The sequence below is a fragment of the Leptospira ellinghausenii genome (assembly GCF_003114815.1).
GTDB classification, from domain to species: domain Bacteria; phylum Spirochaetota; class Leptospiria; order Leptospirales; family Leptospiraceae; genus Leptospira_A; species Leptospira_A ellinghausenii.
In genome coordinates this window covers 273,275-290,280 of record NZ_BFAZ01000003.1, presented here as the reverse complement: position 1 = coordinate 290,280, position 17,006 = coordinate 273,275, and the positions used below count along the sequence as shown (strand labels likewise).

General features: G+C 38.8%; 19 protein-coding genes. 1 reads left to right on the top strand and 18 read right to left on the bottom strand.

Going from position 1 to position 17,006, the window contains the following annotated elements; translation table 11 throughout:
- The 17 genes from gshA to DI076_RS03610 all read right to left on the bottom strand — a co-directional run bounded on the left by gshA (position 1) and on the right by DI076_RS03610 (position 15,225).
- Entirely contained in the window at positions 1–1,602 is a 1,602-nt protein-coding gene (gene gshA / locus DI076_RS03690; protein WP_108958646.1) for a glutamate--cysteine ligase, read from the bottom strand.
- Between the two features lie 3 nt (positions 1,603–1,605).
- Positions 1,606–3,372, bottom strand: a complete 1,767-nt coding sequence (gene ggt / locus DI076_RS03685; protein ID WP_108958683.1) for a gamma-glutamyltransferase — start codon at positions 3,370–3,372, stop codon at positions 1,606–1,608.
- Positions 3,373–3,374: 2 nt separating this feature from the next.
- A complete protein-coding gene (locus DI076_RS03680; RefSeq protein ID WP_108958645.1) occupies positions 3,375–3,698 on the bottom strand; it encodes a metal-sulfur cluster assembly factor in 324 nt (107 codons plus the stop codon).
- Entirely contained in the window at positions 3,682–4,119 is a 438-nt protein-coding gene (locus DI076_RS03675; protein WP_108958644.1) for an iron-sulfur cluster assembly scaffold protein, read from the bottom strand. Before DI076_RS03675 ends, DI076_RS03680 begins: the two co-directional genes overlap by 17 nt.
- Entirely contained in the window at positions 4,103–5,347 is a 1,245-nt protein-coding gene (locus DI076_RS03670) for a cysteine desulfurase (protein WP_108958643.1), read from the bottom strand. Before DI076_RS03670 ends, DI076_RS03675 begins: the two co-directional genes overlap by 17 nt.
- Positions 5,344–5,658 (bottom strand): Rieske (2Fe-2S) protein, encoded by a 315-nt coding sequence (locus DI076_RS03665; protein ID WP_167396502.1) that lies wholly within the window; start codon positions 5,656–5,658, stop codon positions 5,344–5,346. Before DI076_RS03665 ends, DI076_RS03670 begins: the two co-directional genes overlap by 4 nt.
- Entirely contained in the window at positions 5,658–6,821 is a 1,164-nt protein-coding gene (locus DI076_RS03660) for a SufD family Fe-S cluster assembly protein (RefSeq protein WP_108958641.1), read from the bottom strand. Before DI076_RS03660 ends, DI076_RS03665 begins: the two co-directional genes overlap by 1 nt.
- Positions 6,818–7,570, bottom strand: a complete 753-nt coding sequence (gene sufC / locus DI076_RS03655) for a Fe-S cluster assembly ATPase SufC (protein ID WP_108958640.1) — start codon at positions 7,568–7,570, stop codon at positions 6,818–6,820. Before sufC ends, DI076_RS03660 begins: the two co-directional genes overlap by 4 nt.
- A gap of 93 nt (positions 7,571–7,663) precedes the next feature.
- Entirely contained in the window at positions 7,664–8,902 is a 1,239-nt protein-coding gene (locus DI076_RS03650) for an EAL domain-containing protein (RefSeq protein WP_108958639.1), read from the bottom strand.
- A gap of 117 nt (positions 8,903–9,019) precedes the next feature.
- Complete coding sequence (locus DI076_RS03645; protein ID WP_108958638.1) at positions 9,020–10,303, bottom strand: sugar phosphate nucleotidyltransferase; 1,284 nt, start codon at positions 10,301–10,303, stop codon at positions 9,020–9,022.
- 54 nt (positions 10,304–10,357) lie between these two features.
- Positions 10,358–11,005, bottom strand: coding sequence for a phosphoribosylformylglycinamidine synthase subunit PurQ (gene purQ, locus DI076_RS03640; protein ID WP_108958637.1), 648 nt, complete (start codon positions 11,003–11,005; stop codon positions 10,358–10,360).
- Complete coding sequence (gene purS / locus DI076_RS03635; protein WP_108958636.1) at positions 11,002–11,250, bottom strand: phosphoribosylformylglycinamidine synthase subunit PurS; 249 nt, start codon at positions 11,248–11,250, stop codon at positions 11,002–11,004. Before purS ends, purQ begins: the two co-directional genes overlap by 4 nt.
- Entirely contained in the window at positions 11,232–12,089 is an 858-nt protein-coding gene (locus DI076_RS03630; protein ID WP_108958635.1) for a phosphoribosylaminoimidazolesuccinocarboxamide synthase, read from the bottom strand. Before DI076_RS03630 ends, purS begins: the two co-directional genes overlap by 19 nt.
- A complete protein-coding gene (locus tag DI076_RS03625; protein ID WP_108958634.1) occupies positions 12,086–13,213 on the bottom strand; it encodes a PP2C family protein-serine/threonine phosphatase in 1,128 nt (375 codons plus the stop codon). Before DI076_RS03625 ends, DI076_RS03630 begins: the two co-directional genes overlap by 4 nt.
- 7 nt (positions 13,214–13,220) lie before the next feature.
- Positions 13,221–13,919 carry a cytochrome c biogenesis protein CcsA gene (gene ccsA, locus DI076_RS03620; protein WP_108958633.1) on the bottom strand — a complete coding sequence of 233 codons (699 nt, stop codon included), beginning with the start codon at positions 13,917–13,919 and terminating at the stop codon, positions 13,221–13,223.
- A 54-nt stretch (positions 13,920–13,973) separates the two neighbouring features.
- Positions 13,974–14,633, bottom strand: a complete 660-nt coding sequence (locus tag DI076_RS03615; protein ID WP_245918241.1) for a heme exporter protein CcmB — start codon at positions 14,631–14,633, stop codon at positions 13,974–13,976.
- On the bottom strand, positions 14,617–15,225 hold the full coding sequence (locus tag DI076_RS03610; protein WP_108958631.1) for an ABC transporter ATP-binding protein: 609 nt from the start codon (positions 15,223–15,225) through the stop codon (positions 14,617–14,619). Before DI076_RS03610 ends, DI076_RS03615 begins: the two co-directional genes overlap by 17 nt.
- A 9-nt stretch (positions 15,226–15,234) precedes the next feature.
- On the opposite strand from DI076_RS03610, the gene DI076_RS03605 reads away from it, so the two are divergent.
- Complete coding sequence (locus tag DI076_RS03605; protein ID WP_108958630.1) at positions 15,235–16,251, top strand: tetratricopeptide repeat protein; 1,017 nt, start codon at positions 15,235–15,237, stop codon at positions 16,249–16,251.
- On the opposite strand, the gene DI076_RS03600 is transcribed toward DI076_RS03605, so the two are convergent.
- A complete protein-coding gene (locus DI076_RS03600) occupies positions 16,206–16,994 on the bottom strand; it encodes an ABC transporter ATP-binding protein (RefSeq protein WP_108958629.1) in 789 nt (262 codons plus the stop codon). The two genes, DI076_RS03605 and DI076_RS03600, sit on opposite strands and share 46 nt — an antisense overlap.
- Positions 16,995–17,006 lie beyond the last annotated feature (12 nt).

Here is a 17,006-nt window from a genome sequence, read left to right as displayed (position 1 = left end):
TTAAACCTCACTACAAAGATTTAGGGGCTTAATTTGTATGGGTTTTTGGTTTTTTTTAAGGTGGCTTCCTTCTAAAGTTTCGATTTTTTTCTGTTCGTAAATCGATTGTTCACTTAGATCTTCATAGTATTTGATTCGATTAGGAGAAAGACCAATTTGTAAAAGTTCCGCTTTATGTGATTTGGCAAGAGCCAGTCCAAATTCTCGAAAACTCGTTTTATGGATCTTTAAATCCAATTCCGACATGGTAGCACCTAAGAATGAAGGATCATCCCATTTTTCCCATTGAGTTTCCCAAGCCCGACTAAAAGGTCCACTCGCATCATTGTCATCCAATAGATCAGCAATCGGCTGTAAGTCGACAAAAAGCTGGTGCACCATGTCTCGTAAGAAAATCTCTTTTCCAAATAAAAAAACCTTTGTTTCTGGTTTTCGGCCAAACCAAGTTGTGAGTTCCTGGTTTTTTCTCCAATTTGCCATTTCAATTGCATCAGCTTTTGGAGACTCGTTTAACATACAGTAGAGGAGAACCATATGCAGGAAGTACAACCTTGTTTCTTCTACACCAATGGCCGAAAAAGGATCCAAATCAAGTAGTCTTAATTCCAGGTATTCGACTCCCCGCTCCATCAGTGCATCCACTACTCTTTCCTCACCTTTTGGAACTTGTTTTGGCCTAACCAGTGAGTAATATTCATTTTCCAATTGTAATACAAAGTCATTCAATTGATTGGTTGGTTTCGTGTTAAATTTTTTGTAAGGTGCGTAAGTTTTTGATACAACTTGGCACATGTCAGACGCATATTCTTTTAACGAATTGACAGAAATTGGATATTTGCCTTGCACCTTACTTGTATAACCAATATTCGATAACCTTAAAGTAGTGGAATGTGGTGCATTTAAAGTTTTAGAATCTAACTTTTGTAAGTTTTTTAATGCAATCGGAGAATCAATAAATGTTGCATCTGTTAAACTAGAAGAACCGAATAAATACAATAATGCTGGTGAAATCCGATAAAAATTACGAATCGTATCAAAATAAATTTGTGATTTTGTTTCTTTGGTCAGTGGTTTTTGAAATCTTTTTTCAGAAACCACTGATAACATACAGGTATCAAATGATACGTTGTAATGAACTCCCGAAATCGTTTGCATTTTTTTTCCGTAACGATGCCCCAAACCATTTCGATAAATTGTTTTTTTACGCCCTTCATTTGAAGTTCCGTACTGACCAACTTCAATTTTATTTTCTTTTGGTAAAACAGGTGGCATACTAAACGGCCAAAGGTATTCTTTCCCTAAATTTTTAGCCGTAAATGCATGGAGTTCAGTGAGTTCCATAATGGCATCTGGAATCGTTTTGTGTATGTTTGTTGCATACTCAATTTGTGCCTCTGCAAAATCGGTTTTAATGAGCGGATGAGTTAAACTAGAACCTAACGATTTTGGATGAGGTGTTTGAGAAAAAAATGCTTTTTCATCTACTCGAACACTTTCTCGTTCTAAACCATGTTTGGCACTTAGTAGACAATCTTTGTACTCCTTTGAAAAAAGGGAAACAGTTGAATTTTTCTGTTTTGATTTTAATAATTTTGCTTTCATCGACTAAAAACCTAATGGAACACCTTCCCCTTTCGGGTCAGAGACACCTATGAGTTTGTCTCCTTCTTTTGACACAACAAATACCTTCGCACGGTGCCTACCATATTGGACTTGGTAAAAAGGAAGTTCCGTTTCAGGAAACGTTCCTTTTAATTCAGGATCCAGAAATAATGTATCAGGTTGGTATTGGTGGTGGATCCGTGGAAAAGAAACACTTTCATATAAGTTTCGTTTTTGAATCAAATAGTGATACAAAGTGTTAAAAATTGAGGTTGGAATTTGAGACCCACCTGGAGCACCAATGACTAATTTTGTATTTCCATTTGGTTCTAATAGAATGGTTGGACTCATACTCGAAAGTGGTGTTTTCCCTGGGGCTATGGCATTTGCTTGGGAACCAACAAGTCCATATAGATTCGGAACTCCAGGTGCAATGGAAAAATCATCCATCGTATTATTCAAAACAAGACCAGTTCCAGGAACCATTTGGATGGCACCGAAAATTCCATTGATGGATTGGGTGGAAGAAACAGCATTCCCTTCCTTGTCCATCACAGAGATATGAGTGGTATTATAAGAATCCTTTGGTTCGATCGGTTTTAGAATGGGTTTCCAATTTCCAGACACTACCTTTTTTTCAATTTCATTCACTTCTGCTTGGATGTACGGTAAGGAAATTAGTTTTGCTACAGGTACATCTGTGTAATTTGGATCTCCACCTAACTCTGCTCTATCTCTGAAAGCAACTCGCATTGCTTCCGTGATCTGTATCATTTCACCCACTTGGCCCTTGGGAAATGATTGGCGTTTTGCCATCTCCGTATTCAATAACATCAATGTGATCAAATGTACGCCAGAACTAGGAGGAGGCATAGTCAACATTTGGAATCCCCATACAGAACTACTCAATGGTTCCATCTGTTTGACTTTGTATTCTTTCCAATCTTCTTCACTGATGAAGCCATCAAATTCTTTGTAATATTCAGTGACTAACCTTGTTGTTTCTCCATCGATCCATTCTTTCTCTTCATTTTCTGCAATCCGGCTTAATGTTTGGAACAAATCATTTTGAACGAGAAGTTCCCCTTCTCGAATCGGACGGTTATCAATCCCAAAAACCTTCTGCATGGATGGATTCATATTTGGCCAAACTTTTGTGATCACATTGGCTAAATCCGCATACACAGCAAAACCATTTTTCGCATAACGCATAGCAGGTGCGAGTACATCTGTGATGGGAAGTTTTCCATGTTGTTTTTGGATTTTCAGAATCCCTTGTACGTTTCCGGGGACTCCCACACTAAAAGGACCTTTTCTAATTTTTTCTGTATCGGCTGATCCATCAGGTTTTGTATAAAAAGAACCAATTCCTTTTTTTGGGGAACGTTCTCGGAAATCATAAGCCCATTTCCCTTTTTTGGGAAGGTAAACAATCGCAAATCCTCCACCAAATAAACCTGTCGATTGTGGTCTTAAGACAGAGATAGCAAAACTTGCTGCTGCAAAAACATCGACAACATTTCCACCTTGTTTCCATACTTCAACCCCAGCTTGAGAAGCGAGAGGATGGTCAGTTGCAATCATAAACTCACGACCAACCAACTCATAACGATCTCTTTTAAGTGAGGCACCTTGGATTTGAGGAATGGACGAAGATAACTCAGTGGTTTTTTCTTTGGTATCTAAAAACGATTGGATCGTTTCACAACTTACAAGTGATAACAAACCGAAGTAGAGAAAGAGGAACGATCTCTTTTTGCCAAAAAACAAACTCAATCGAATATCCCCATTTGCATTTTTGCTTCTTCACTAGCCATGGATCTGGGTTCCCATTTCGGATTCCAGACAACATGCACAGCTACTTCTGAAATTCCTTCCACGCGTAGTGCATGATTTTCAATGTCTTGTTTCATCTGTGGGCCAGCTGGGCAAGCTAGAGAAGTATAAGTCATTGTGACTTCTGCTTTTTCCCCTTCCACTTTCACATCATAAATCAATCCAAGTTCAACAAGAGAAATGCCAATCTCAGGATCTTCGACAGATCGAATACTATGATACACTTCCCACTCTTTTTCTGTTTCAGGATCTCGGATCATGGTTTACCTCAATGATTTTTAATAGAGTTTGCCAGGGCAAAAGGGCACAGCGATAACGACTTGGGTGAATTTTCACATTCCGTAAGAATGTTATCTCTTCTAAATCTCCAAACAAGGAAGTTTCATCTCCCTCTAAAAAATTTTTACGTTCACTCAAGTAAAAAAGGAACTTATCTTTTTGAAATTCCGTTTGGTGTTTGAATAAAAAACCAAGAGAAGCCGAACAAATCGAACAGGATTCACCAGATACACCCAAAATTCTGATCCTATCCTTACCTTCTTTTCGGTAATACAATTTCACTTCATCACCACATAAGGGATTCAATGCCGAAACTTCTAAAACAGTTTCCTCTGGTTTTTGCCAAAGCGCATAGGATTTCCATTTTAGAAAATCTTGGAATGTATTATTTTCTGACGACACGACCAAATATTGATTTTACCTTCTCAATGGATTTTATGAGAACATCAATGTCTTCTTTTGTATTATAAAAATAAAACGATGCCCGACAGGTTCCAGGGATTTGGAAGTGTTTCATGAGAGGTTGGCAACAGTGGTGTCCCACACGGATGGCAACACCTTCTTCATCTAAGATGGACCCAACATCATGAGGGTGGATTCCGTCCAAAGTGAAGGAAATTACACCACCACGTTTGTCCAAATCCTCTGTTCCGTAAAGGGTAAGACCACCGATCTTTTGAAACCGTTCCAAAGCATATTCGGTTAACATCCGTTCGTGGTTTTTGATATTTTGCATACCTACTTTTTGCAAATAATCCAAGGCATGAGAAAAACCAATCACACCTGCTATGTTTGGAGTACCTGCTTCTAGTTTAGCAGGAAGTGCTGCGTATGTAGAACTTTCCAATTCCACGGATTCAATCATATCACCCCCACCTAACCAAGGTGGCATGGCTTCTAAAATTTCTTCTTTCCCAAAAAGTACACCAACTCCAGTGGGACCTAACATCTTGTGGGCAGAAAAAGCATAAAAATCCACATCTAAATCCACTAAGTGAATAGGCATATGGCAAGCTGCCTGGGCACCATCAACGAGTACCTTTGCTCCTACTTGCCTTGCCCGATCAATGATTTTTCGCAGATCATGAACCGTTCCAGTCACATTTGACATTTGGCTAATTGCCACAATTTTTGTTCGTTTGGTGATAATTTCACTTAACTTTGATAAGTCGTAAGTTGTATCCGGAAGGATTGGAATGAATTTTAAAAATGCTCTTTTCTCGCGAGCTAACATTTGCCAAGGAACTAAATTGGAATGGTGTTCTTGGACAGATAAAACAATCTCATCCCCTTCGGATACATTTACCCGTCCATAAGTTTGTGCCACTAAATTGATGGCATCTGTTGTTCCCCGGGTGAAAATGATAGCCTTTGCACATTGTGCTTGGAAAAAATGGGAAGTTTTGATTCTTGTTCGTTCAAAAAGTTCAGTGGCATGTTGGGAAAGGTAATATACACCCCTATGGATGTTTGCATTTTCTTTCGCATAATAATCATTTGTTGCCTGAATGACACTGAGTGGTTTTTGCGAAGTTGCTCCATTGTCTAAGTAAACAAGAGGTTTCCCATTCGGCATTGTCTCGGAAAGGATCGGAAAATCTTTTCGAAGTTGATAAGGATCCAAACTCATACAGACTCCAAATCCACTTCTAAGTCATTTCCATTTACTTTTGTAGGAAATGTAGTGAGTGGTTCTGTGGCTGGCAGAGCCAAAACATTCCCATTTCTGATATCAAATTTTGCAAAATGGCGAGGACAAGTGATGACACAACCTTCCAACTTACCACAGGAAATCTCTTCACCATCATGAGTACAAGAATCTTCAAAGGCATAGTATTCGTTTTCCCATTTTGTAATCACAACGGAAAAATGCCGGGTTTTGATGACAGTTAATTTACCTTCTTCAATTTCCCCAATGGAAACTAATTTTTTAAACGCCATCATTTCCCTCCCACGAGAATGGTATGAATGGAAGATTCCAAATCCAGTTTTACTTCCTCATTGAATCCAATCGTATGTATGGTTTCTCCATAAAAAGCAGTCACAAGTAAAGACTTAGATTCTTCAGGACTTAGACCTCTCGATAATAAATAAAAGTACTGTTCTTCATCAATGTCACCAACGGTTGCACCATGAGTACAAGATACGTCTTCTGCTAATACTTCTAACTTTGGATTTGCTTCCGCTCTCGCCTTTTTGTTTAAAGAAAGGTTGAATGATTCCTGGTGAGCCACTACCTTTTTTAAGTTAGGTGGGATAATGAGATTTCCTGTAAATACATGATGGGAACGATCAGTAACAATTGCCTTATATGTAATTTTACTTGTTGTATGGTCTGCATGGTGGTGCATTTCCATATCCAAATCCTTCAGGTTCCGCTTTCCTAATGCAGAAACCCCATCCACAGTCACTTCTGCTCCGTTTCCTAATAAATGAGAATGTAATAATAATTTGGATCGAAACCCACCAAAAGGAAAATGATGGTATTTTACCGATGTATTTTCTTTGGATAGTAAAAGAACAGTTCGAAACTGGACCAAGTCTTCATCGTAATTCTCTTCATCTAAAATCTCAACGTGTGAATCTTTGTCTGAAATAAAAACATCAATTCCTGATTTTAAATGAAGGGAATCTGAATTGTGGTTTGTTTGTGTTTTTAAATGGATTTGTGAAAATTTTCCTTTGGGAACATAAAAAATTCGGAATGAAAATTTTGGCTCATCACCTAATGATGAATCAATGGGAGTAACTAGTCCATCTTCACAAATATAAAACTCAATCCCAGGGGATTGTAAAACAGAGAGATAACTAAAATAATCCTTTGGTAGGTATTGTTGTAACAATACAAAAATATCATCTAGGATCGTTTCACTTACCAAATCCTTTTCAACAGAATTTGAGAAATCCTCAATCTTAGTTTTTTTCTCTTTGGGGTCAAATCCCAGTTCCTTCCAATCTAAACCACTGATTGGAAATTTACGATAGGATTCCTCTTTTTCTGTGGGAAGAGACAATCCTTCCCAAGTTTGTATGAGGGAACGACAAAACTGATTTCGCTTTTTTGGGTCGATGGTAAACTGTTGTCTGTTGAGTAAGGAATTCATTTGACCCCTTCTCTCTCCAATATCCAATCATAACCTACTTCTTCCAATTTGAGAGATAGGTCTTTTCCACCTGTTTCCAATATCCTTCCATCAGCAAACACATGGACAAAATCAGGAACAATGTAGTTCAGCATCCTTTGGTAATGTGTGATGAGTAAAATCGATCTCTCAGGATTTCTATTTGCATTGATTCCTTCTGAAACGATCCTTAGGGCATCGATATCTAATCCAGAATCAGTTTCATCTAAAATCGATAATACAGGTTTTAATAAACTCATTTGTAAAATTTCAGCTCGTTTTTTCTCTCCACCAGAGAACCCATCATTCACATAACGCCCGATAAACGATTGAGGAACTTCTAAAAGATCCATTGCGGTTTTTAATTCTTGTTTGAATTCTTTTACAGGGAGTTCTTTTCCGCGGTGTGCTTTTAAAATGGATTTTAAAAAATTCCCGATGGTGACACCTGGAAGTGCAGTTGGGTATTGGAACGATAAAAACAAACCTAACCTTGCCCTTTCGTCTGTAGAAAGTTTTAAGATCGATTCTCCTCGAAAGAGGATGTCCCCAGATGTAACATTGTATTTTGGATGGCCAAGGATCACATTGGAAAGGGTACTTTTCCCAGAACCATTGGGCCCCATGATGGCATGGACTTCTCCGGCTCCGATGGTTAAATTGACCCCTCGGAGGATCTGTTTGTCTCCGACATTGGCATGTAGAGATTTGATTTCGAGAATTGCGGACAAGGTGGTATCCTGTTTTTTTATATTTAGAATGATTCTATATTATAGACGAATCCCTACTACCAGGAAAATCGACCACTCAAAAAAAACAAGATTCTATTCCGACCAACTCACCTGTGCCACAAGGATCTTCCCTGCCATGAGAGAAAAGGTAAAGATAACATACTGATTTTGGTTGTTGATGTCATACAGAGGGTATGTCACTCCCCATTTTTTGCGAAACCGCTCCGATTCCTCTTTGTGTTTCAAAAAATAAGGTTTCCAAGCGTAATTGTTTCCAATTTGCCTAGATCGTTCCAAATACCCACCATTCATTCGATCCAAATCATAGGTTGGTGTGATTTGGTATCCTTCCCCGTCGCATACAAACACCTTTAAGATCTCCCGTGGAAGGGAACCTAGGATTTGTCCAAACCGATAAGGGAAATCTTCTTCACTCGAATCAGAAAGTTCATAAAATAAGTCTTGTAATTGGTCGATGATCTTTTGTTCTCGGATTCCCTTTTCCCGAAGTTCACGAGAACGAACACTGGAAAAGTTTTCGAGAACTGTTTTCATTTTATCGGAGAAAGTATTGCGGTTGAGAAAATGTGGGTTCGGGGTCGAAAAATAAAATCCTTGGAGGAGATTGGCTCCCATAGAAAGGGCAAGGTTCACCTCTTCTTCAGTTTCAATCCCTTCAAATAGAAGTTGGCTTCCTAATTTCTGGGACATCTCCGAGATGGCTCCTAGAACTTGTTTGAAGGAGTTTTTATTCAAACTTTCCCTCATGATACGGATGTCCACTTTCATGATGTCTGGGTGCAAATACCCAATGCGTTCTAAATTGGAAAATCCTGTCCCCAAATCATCGATGGCAATTTTTAAGCCATAATCCCTGAAAATTTGCACAATTTGGATGAGCCGTTCGATCGAACCATCAAATTCGTCTTCCGTGATTTCGATCACCACTTGGTTGCGATCAATCCCATACTTTTCAATGAGTTGGATGATATGGAAATTTTCTGCAAATAAATCAGTATGGTGCACCCGAGAGAGAAAGTTCGGCATCATATTGAAAAACAATTTTGTCCGAAGGTTACTTTCCTTTAAGGTTTGGACTGCCTTCTCTCGCAAAATCCGATCAATATTGTAAATTGGAACCGGGTCATGTTCTCGGTTATGGAAAAGTCCACCTAAAGAATGGTAGGTGTTCTCTTCTGGGTTGAACTGGCGGCCGAGGACTTCATAGGCTGAAATCGAGCGATTGATCGCATTGACGATGGGTTGGAAATGTGGGACAAAGTATGTCTCGTTCCAAAACTGGTTTCCTTCCGTTGATTCCGTTGTGAACATGGTTCCCTTTCTTCCAACTTAGAACTAAGTTCAAAACTGGCAAGAAAAATTCCACATTTTTGGAACCATTTAGACCTATTTTAGGCAAACTAAATCCATATTTGTGTCATTTATGACTCAAATAGAATACCCATCAGGGATGGCAGAGTGCCTTGGGACTACAATGATCCCATCCCGGATCCGAATGTAATCATCTTCGTACTCTTGTAAGTTTTGTTCGTTTAACAGGCGAACGTTGGCACCGATCGCACAATCTTTGTCGACAATTGTCCGCCGTATTTCGCAGTTAGGTCCAATCCCAATAGGAATTTTTCCCGATTTACGATCAAAGTAGCCGTAATGGTCAAGTCCCATGATGATGGAATCGTAGATTTTTGTACCAGAAGCGATGAGTTGTCTGACCCCAATGATGGATCTATGCACCTCACATTGGTTAAGGATGGTACCTTCCGAAATGAGGGCTTGGTTTACCACCGCCTGATTGATCTTTGACGGTGGAAGTGCCCTCGCCCTTGTATAAATCGGGGTTTTCTCTAAATACAAATTGAATTTAGGGATATGATCGGTTAACATCAAATTGGCTTCATAAAAAGCTTTGATGGTTCCAATGTCCTCCCAATAACCGTCGTAAGTATACGCTTTTACCTTTCGTTCTTTTATCGCATTCGGTAAAATTTCCTTTCCAAAATCTGCCATATTTCGGTCTTCCAAAACATCGATTAACGTGGATGTGTTGAAGATATAAATTCCCATGTTTGCAAGGAAGTTCCCGTTTTCTGTACGGCAAGATTCTACCTGGGAAAGTTCCTGTGGTTTTTCAATGAATTCCTGGATGGTACCACCGACTCCCGCTTTGACAATGCCCAAACCATAAATTTGGTCTTCAGGGATTGCATTGGTTGCCACAGAAATTTGGGTTTCTGGGTCCATCAAATGGCTCTGCATAAAGTCAGCAAGATCCATATTGTACAATTGGTCACCAGAAAGGATGAGAACATACTTTGGTTTTTGTTCACGAATGTAAGGTAGTACTTTTCTTACGGCATCGGCAGTGCCTTCGAACCAATTGGCACTCGATACGGTTTGTTCCGCTGCAATGATTTCTACAAAACTTTTTTGGTGGATATTACCTGTAGCATAGGTTCGATTGATGTGGCGGTTCAGCGAATACGAGTTAAACTGTGTGAGGATAAATATCTTTTCGAATCCACTATTGAGGGAATTGGAGATCGGAATGTCGATGAGCCTATACTTTCCGCCAAAACTCACGGCGGGTTTTGATCGTTTTTCTGTTAAAGGCAGAAGCCTTGTTCCTTTTCCCCCACCGAGAATAATTGTGAGGACTTCATCTTTTTTTAGAATAAAATCCACACAGTCTATTGAGTCTTCTTGGAATCGCATACCAATCCTTATAAAGGTATTCGACGAAAAAGCAAGAAAAGGAAACGAAAGATTCTAATTTTTTAAGAGAGCTTCTAAGATTAGTTTGCCGTCCATTTTTCCCGTAAAAGGATTCATTGCTCTTTCAGGATGTGGCATCATTCCTAATACATTTCCTTTTTCATTACAGATCCCAGCGATATCATGTAAGGATCCATTTGGGTTTTCCTGATAACGAAATACAACTTGGCCATTTTTTTCTAATCGTTCTAAAGTTTCTGCATCAGCAAAATACGCACCTTCTCCATGAGCAATTGGAATGGAAAGATTTCCTTGGAAATGTTTTGAAAAGCCATTTTCTTTCACCGGAACAAGTTCAACATCTTTGCAAATGTATTTTAGAGTTCGATTGTGTAAGAGTGCACCTGGAAGTAGTCCCGATTCAGTAAGGATTTGGAACCCATTACAAACTCCAAGAACCTTTCCCCCTTTGTTCGCATACTTCACTACCGATTCCATGGATGCACTAAATTTTGCCATAGCACCACAGCGTAAGTAATCTCCAAAGGAAAACCCTCCGGGTAAAACAACCAAATCAGGAACGTCATCGAAGGATTCTTTGTACCAAGTATAATTGACATCTGCCTGGAAATAATCGTGGAGAACGGATCCAACATCTTTATCACAATTGGAACCAGGAAAGGTGACCACCCGAACTTTCATTGGGATTCAACCACCAGTTTGTAAGTTTCAATCACTTGGTTCACAAGGACTGATTCACAAATTTCCTTGGCGATCGATTCCGCCTCTTTTAAGGAAGAAACATTGAGTTTGAGTTCAATGTATTTTCCCACACGTAAGTCCTGGACTTGCCCCTTACCTTGGTCATGAAGGGTACGGAGCACTGTTTGGCCTTGTGGATCAAGGACGGATTCTTTGAGGGTTACATTTATTTTTGCGACAAACATATATTGATTTTATCTTCCAATTCCAAGTATTTTTTACGTAGTTCCTGAATCAAGGATTCGGGGAGTTTAGGGGGTGGTGGATTTTTATCCCAAGAGGTGGATTCCAGCCAATTTCGTAGGATTTGTTTATCAAAACTGGCGGGAGTTTTCCCAAGGGCATAGGTGGACGCATCCCAATACCGGGAAGAGTCTGGTGTCAAAATTTCGTCAATGAGAACCGGTTCTCCCCCAATGAGCCCAAATTCAAATTTGGTATCACAAAGTAGAATCCCTTGTTTTGCCATCAATTGATGGGCTTTTTCGTAAAGTTGGAGGGAGATCGATTTTACTTTTTGGAATAAATCTGATCCCACTTCCTTTTCCATTGTGCTCTCACTGACATTTTCATCATGGCCAGAATCGTTTTTCCTAGCGGGTGTGAAAATGGGTGTGGGAAATTGGTAGGATTCTTGTAAACCCTTGGGGTATGGAGTCTCCGCAATGGTTCCCAATTGTAGGTATTCCTTCCAAGCAGAACCTGTGAGGTAACCACGAACCACACATTCAAAATCAATTCGTTTTGCTTTTTTCACAAGGACAGAACGACCAATAAGGCTTGGTTCATTTTGGTAAGGTTTTGGAAAACGGGAAACATCATCTGTGATCAGATGGTTATTTATATCCGAAAAATACCGAAACCATTGGGTGGAAATTCGAGTGAGGACTTTTCCTTTGTCTTCCACCGGTTCGGAAAATACAACATCAAAGGCAGAAATCCGATCCGTTGCTACGAGTAATAACTCAGAACCAAGATCATAAACGTCTCTCACCTTTCCTTTGTAATGGGGACTCGGGATCATAATTGTATACACACCATTGCCATATCATCATTCGGAGTGGAAGTTCCACAAAACTCTAAAATTTGATTTTGAACCGTGGGAAGGATATCCCCACCAATACTTACAGATTTTTGAAAAATATCGCGCATACCTTCTTCTGTGATGTATTCCATTTTGGAATTCATAGCTTCACTTGCCCCATCCGTGTACATAAAAAACTTGGAACCTTGTTTTAAAGAAATCGATTGCACTTCGTCATTGGTAATCATATTGATTCCCATTATCATAGGACTCATCCCCTTTAATAATTTGGTTTCTCCATCCATGTAAATGATAGGAGCCGGGTGACCACCATTGATATAGGACAGTTTTAATTCCTGATCAATGATCGCATAACAAAACGTAATGGCATAATCTTCAGGAAGGACAAGTTCCATATTTTTACGAAGGTGAGAAACACGTTCCTTCAATCCCATATTGGGAACTAAGTTGAATAATTGCATTTTGAACATGGCACCGATGAGAGCGGCACTTGGTCCATGGCCTGAACAGTCAGCAATCACGATATGGAGTTTTTTTTCTTCAATCCAAGTGTCTACAAAATCACCACCAATTTGTAAATACGGATGGAAAAGTGTCTGTGCTTTGATTCCATTCCAAATAAAACTTTTTTCGGGGATCAGTTGGTCTTGGACACGTCTCGCAGTTTGTAGTTCTTTTTCGTATTTGCTTTTTTGTTGGTACAGTTCGTCCTGTAGGTTTTTTAAACGGATCACTGAATGGATCTTTGCAACTAACTCTCGTTTATTGAAAGGTTTGTTGATAAAATCATCACCGCCATTTTTCATGGCTTCTTGGAATCCAACTTCGCGATCAATAGAAGTAATAAAAAGAATGGGCAAAAGTTTAAACTGGTCCATCTCCCTAAGTTCACGACAAAAGGAAAACCCATCTTGTTCTGGCATATTGACATCCAATAATAAAGTATCAATACGAGTATTGAGTAAAACTAAACGTGCTTCTTCTGCTGAATAGGCAGTGTATGTTTTAAAACCTTCTTGGGATAAAAGGTATTTGAGTAGCTCCACATTTTCCGGAACATCATCAACAATGAGAATTGTATGTTGTGACTCTTTTGTTTCCATTTTTCGTTTAATTCAATTCGGACCGCAGGTGATTTTTCAGTTCCTGTATTTTTTCGTTTCGATTCGAAAGGAAAAAGAGAAACAAAAACAAAAAATGGTAAGCAAGAACACCAAGCCACATTGTTTGTTTCATGTCCGAATCCATTCCGCCTTTTCCAAGTACACTGCCCGGGTGGTTTCCAGGATTTTCAATCCACCTGATGGCACCCCAAGTCAAAACCGCACTTAAGGCACAAAGAACAGAAAGATAAGCGGATAAAATCGCCTTTTTTTTACGAGAAGGAACCAAATAACGAAAAATAAAATAACTAAGGAGAGAAAGGCATAAGATAAAGAATGATTGTAACCTAGCGTCCGTTTTGTCCCAAGGAACACCCCATGCGCTATATGCCCAAATGGGACCAGAGAATAACACTCCCAAGGCAAAAAGAAAAGCTAGTTGGTTTGCCGTAAATGCTAGCCTATCCCAAAGCAGGTCTTTTTTGATGAAATAAATCAGAGAAAAAACAAACGAAAGAATTGGCCCGTATAATGCAACCCAGGCGACTGGAACATGTAGGTAAAAAATCCTATGGCTAAGGCCTTGTTCCAAGATGACATTGGGATACAAGATCGAAACAAATACGGCAATCACCAAAGAGATACAGACTACGATGTAAAAGGCAAAATCCAAAGTCGGATGAATCAGTTTGATCTTACGTTCCATTTTTTTCCAAATTTTCAGAATGGAAAAGAAATTCTAGGAGAAAATACAAATCCCCTACTCATTCTGTAAGGTTTCTACCATAATGGAACCAAGGGTTCCGTAAAATAGAAGGAAAAACAAAAGTAATCCAATCGAAGGTAAATACAATCCAGGCTCAATCCAGTATCGATTTTCAGCTTCTAGTCCAAATAAAAACAATGGAATTGAAAACGGAAGTTGTAAGAGAGGGATGATGATCTCTTTCAGTCGGCTTTCGAATGCAATCACTCCAAGGGATACACCCAAAAACACCAAACACCCACTGCCTAAATTGGCAAATAACCACTCTCCCAAATAACGATCCAAAACCATATTTTGGAAAAAGATCGATAACACAAGGATCAGGAGTGCATTTACAAGGATGGTACAAAACCAAATTGTAATCGATTTGCTAAGGTAAAGATAAGTAGGACTGACATAACTGGAACTTGCTTCCCATCCCATAGACTCTCTTTCTTCCCATAAACTTTGGCTTACAATGACAAAGTTGAGAATGAAGATGATGGCCCATTTTAGACCACGAATGCTTCTTGCTGATAACATTTCGTTCACTTCGATGGATGTATAAAAGATGAATACAACAGAAACACTCAGTGTAAAAAGTGAAACCACTCCGCCTAGCGAACGCCCAATTAAATAAAAATCTTTTTTTAATAGATTAAGAAACAAAGACATTCCCCTGGCGAATTAAAATTTGACCTGTACACTCAAGTTCACTTGGAATCGAATGGAGCACTGTAAGAATGAGTTTCGATTTTTTTTCTTCATTTAAAATCGAACTAAAAACCGAAGAAGATTCAAAATCAAGTCCTGTAAATGGTTCATCAAATAAAATGATTTCTGCTGAAGAAAGTAATACCCTCATGATGGCAACTTTCTGTTTCATGCCTCTGGAAAAAAAATGGATGGGATCCCATATCCTTTTTTCCAATCGAAAGAGTTTTAGTAACTCCATCCTTCTCTCCATGGAATGTATACCATCCAAAGAGGCAAAGTAGTCCAAGTTTTCTTCTAAACTAAGGGAAGAATAATAACCAAGTTCATGGCCCAAATAAGCAATTTTTCGTTTTCCACTAGGCCAAGTCCAGGCAGGAGAGGTTAAGGAATCATGGAAGATTTTTTTAAGTAATGTCGATTTACCAGCTCCATTTTCTCCAAGAACTGCAAGTAATCCTTTCTCAAAAAAACTGAGATTCACCTCTCTCAATACGGTTTTTTCGCCGACAGTAATAGTGAGCCCTTTTGTCTCCAAAAGCATTCGGTTCATTCTAACACCATGTTCCATCGACTGTTTACATTCGCACTTCTGTTTTTGTTTCCAAGCATAGTCTTTGCGCAAAAACTCATCGGGAACAAAGAATACCCAGAGCTTTTATGGGGGAAAGACGAAGAGTTTGATACCCGCGATTTTCCCAATGGATCTTTTATCTACCACAAAGATGATTTTATCCTAACCCGAGGAAAACTTTTTACAGGTGAGCCACCCAAATCCAATGGAAGTTTTACCTACGGAACAGAAACCATCACAAATTCTGGAAAATGGAACAACGATACCATCGAACTTCTCTTAAATGGAAAGGCAAACCAAAGAGGTGAAGTCATCAAACGTTTGGAAGCCGGAGTTCGATTTGACCCTCAATTTTTTCCTTTCCGTTACAATTTGGGCAGATTGTATTCACTTGAAATGAAATACGAAAAAGCGCTTGTTGAATTTGAATACGCAAAAGCAGAAATGCCAGAGTATTACAAAACATATTTGCATATCGCAATCCTTTCTGAAATCACAAGACAAACCTATTATGCCATTATGAATTATAAATTGGCAGTTGAAAAAAATCCATACGATACAGAAGCACTCATTCGACTTGCAGATCACTACCTGGCTACTGGATTAAAAAATAGAGCACTTTTGTATCTAAACAAAGCTCTGAAGATAGAAGAAGAAAGTCCGAATGTAAAACTTGGATTTGCTAGGCTTGAAATGGAAAAAGGAAATTATCATATTGCCTATAAGATTTTCAATCGAACGAGTTTAACCACCGGTGAAGGAAAACAAAAGTCATATGACAAAAAGTTTCATTATTACTTTGCGGAGACTGCTTCAAAAGTCACAGATTACGAAACAGCGGAAGAACAATATACAAAAATGCTTAGTTTCACAAATGATCCGTTTTTTGCGACCGTTTCCTCAAAAGTGATCGCACGTAGAAGGGATATAGCGAAAAAATTTGCGGAAGCAAAACGAACTCAATTGGATGATTCAGAAGAAGAAGTTACACCACCAAACGAATGATTTCTAGCAAAAACCAATTCTTGTAATAGTTTCGACTGTGGATGTTTTAAGAGTTGTTTTGGATTTCCAAATTCAGTGATACTTCCCTCTTCTAATACAAATATTTGATCACACATATAAGATAAAAATCCAAGGTCGTGTGAAACAATCAACATTCCTAGTGAATCCTTTTGGTTGATTTCCTTTAATTCTTCAGCAATTTTCTTTTGCACAAGAACATCAAGAGCTGTTACAGGTTCATCCAATAATAGGTATTCTGGATTCATAAGCAAAGCTCTGAGAATCGCAAATCTTTGTAATTGACCACCACTTAACTCTCGTTTTGTTTTACTTAATAAAGACGTTGGTAGTTCAAATCGATCACAAAAACTTTCAATCCTTGTCCTTTCTCCATTCATTACCCTTTGGTTTAAAAATAGGTGTTTCTGAACCTTAAGTGGTTCTAATAATAATTCGCCAATTGTATTGTACGGTGAAAAACTACCAAAGGGATCTTGGAAAACAGGTTGGATTTTGGGACAATGTTGTTTTCCTAACATTGCGCCGTTCCATTCCAATTCCCCAGTCCACTCATACCCCTCAGACTTAGGAAGTAAACCCAGTGCCAAACGAAATAAAGTGGATTTACCAGATCCAGATTTTCCAATGAGACCAGTGATTTCTTTGGGTTTTGCTTCTAATGATACGTCATTTAAGATGGATCGTTTCCCAATGTGAACGGAAAGATTTTTGATTTTAAACATAATACCTTGAAG